This is a genomic window from Microbacterium sp. HMWF026 (assembly GCF_003061325.1).
GTDB lineage: Bacteria > Actinomycetota > Actinomycetes > Actinomycetales > Microbacteriaceae > Microbacterium > Microbacterium testaceum_E.
Genome location: NZ_QAJB01000412.1, coordinates 1 through 1,679, shown reverse-complemented (window position 1 = coordinate 1,679; position 1,679 = coordinate 1). Strand labels below are relative to the sequence as shown.

The window sequence follows — 1,679 nt, the reverse complement described above, 5'->3', positions numbered from 1 at the left end:
CCCTTCGCACCCACCCCCGGGTTGAACACCGTCGGCGGCAGGCGCCGCGCGCTCAGCTCTCGCCGGGGTAGACCACGCCGATCTGCCGGCGCACCTCGTCGAGCACTCCCATGATCGCGACCGATTCGTCCAGGGGCAGGATGCCGTTGGCCGCCGCGCCCTCGGACACGAAGCGTTCCGCGGCCTGCGCCTGGAACTGCATCCCGCGTCCGTCGACGCTGCCGTCGAAGCTCTCGAGCACCTCGCCCGAGGGCGAGACGACGCGCATCGTGGTGGGGGTGTACCAGACGCGGTCGACCTCGATGCGGGCATCGGTGCCGACGATCTGGGCCGTGTTGAGCCCCGCTCCGCGCGACGACGACACGCTGGTCGACAGCGCCCCGCTCGAGTGGACGAAAGCGGTCGCGACCTCGGCATCGCTACCGGCGTCCGACAGCCGCGCGACCGCCGTGATGCGCTCGGGCAGACCGAGCACGTCGATGGCGAACGAGATGGGGTAGATGCCGAGGTCGAGCAGGGCGCCGCCGCCGAGAGCGAGGTCGTTGAGGCGGTGCGTGGGGTCGGTCGAGATCTTCTGCGTGTGGTCGGCCGAGACGACGCGGATCTCGCCGAGCGTGCCGGCCGCGATGATCTCGCGGATGCGCACCATGTGCGGCAGGTACCGCGTCCACATCGCCTCCATCGCCAGCAGGCCGGCGTCGGCGGCGGCGTCGCGGATGCGCGCGGCCTCGCCGGCGTTGAGGGTGAAGGGCTTCTCGACCAGCACGTGCTTGCCGTGCGCGAGCGCGAGCAGCGCGTTGTCGACGTGCGAGGGGTGCGGGGTCGCGATGTAGACGATGTCGACGTCGGGGTCGGCGACGAGCTCCTCGTACGAACCGTGCGCGTGCGCGATGTCGTACTGCGCGGCGAAGGCGCGGGCGCTGTCGATGCTGCGCGAGCCGACGGCGGTGACGTCGAGGCCCGCGGTACGCAGGTCGGAGGTGAAGGCGTGCGCGATGCCGCCCGTTGCGAGGATGCCCCAGTGCAGTCCGGTCATGGCATCCACCGTATCGGCGACGGCGGGCTCCGCGGCCCGACGGGACGCGATGCGACGTCGATCCCCGGCGGACGCGCCCGCGCGGCCTAGGCTCGCTGCATGACGCCGGTCGAGCGCTTCCGTGAGCTGTTGTCCATCCCGACCGTCTCGCGCACCGATCCGGCCGAGGTCGACGACGAGGCTTTCGCGCTGTTCCACGCCGCCCTCGAACGCCTCTACCCGCTGGTGCACGCGCGGCTCGAGCGCGAGGTCGTCGCGGGCCGCTCGCTGCTGTACCGCTGGGCCGGACGCAGCGCCGACGCGCCCCTCGTGCTGCTCGCCCACCAGGACGTCGTCCCCGTCGACGGGCAGGTGTGGCGGCATCCCCCCTTCGCCGCCGAGGTGGTGGGGGAGGGGGCGGATGCCGCGATCCACGCGCGCGGCGCGATCGACGACAAGGGGGCGCTGGTGGCGATCCTCGAGGCCGTCGAGGCCGCGCTCGCCGACGGCGTGACCCCGGCCGCCGACGTCTGGCTGGCGTTCGGCCACGACGAAGAGACGCGGGGGAGCGGCGCCCGGGCGATGGCGGCGCTTCTCGCCGCGCGGGGTGTGCGCCCCGCGATGGTGCTCGACGAGGGCGGCGCGGTGGTGGACGGTGCCGTGC

At 73.3% G+C, this 1,679-nt stretch carries 2 protein-coding genes; one reads left to right on the top strand and one right to left on the bottom strand.

The features are described 5' to 3' along the window. Positions 1-52: 52 nt before the first annotated feature. Positions 53-1,036 (bottom strand): Gfo/Idh/MocA family protein, encoded by a 984-nt coding sequence (locus tag DBR36_RS15070; RefSeq protein ID WP_108320559.1) that lies wholly within the window; start codon positions 1,034-1,036, stop codon positions 53-55. 99 nt (positions 1,037-1,135) lie between these two features. Between DBR36_RS15070 and DBR36_RS15065 the strand changes: the two genes are divergently transcribed. After that, on the top strand, positions 1,136-1,679 hold a 544-nt coding region (locus DBR36_RS15065), incomplete at its 3' end, for a M20/M25/M40 family metallo-hydrolase (RefSeq protein ID WP_146185390.1).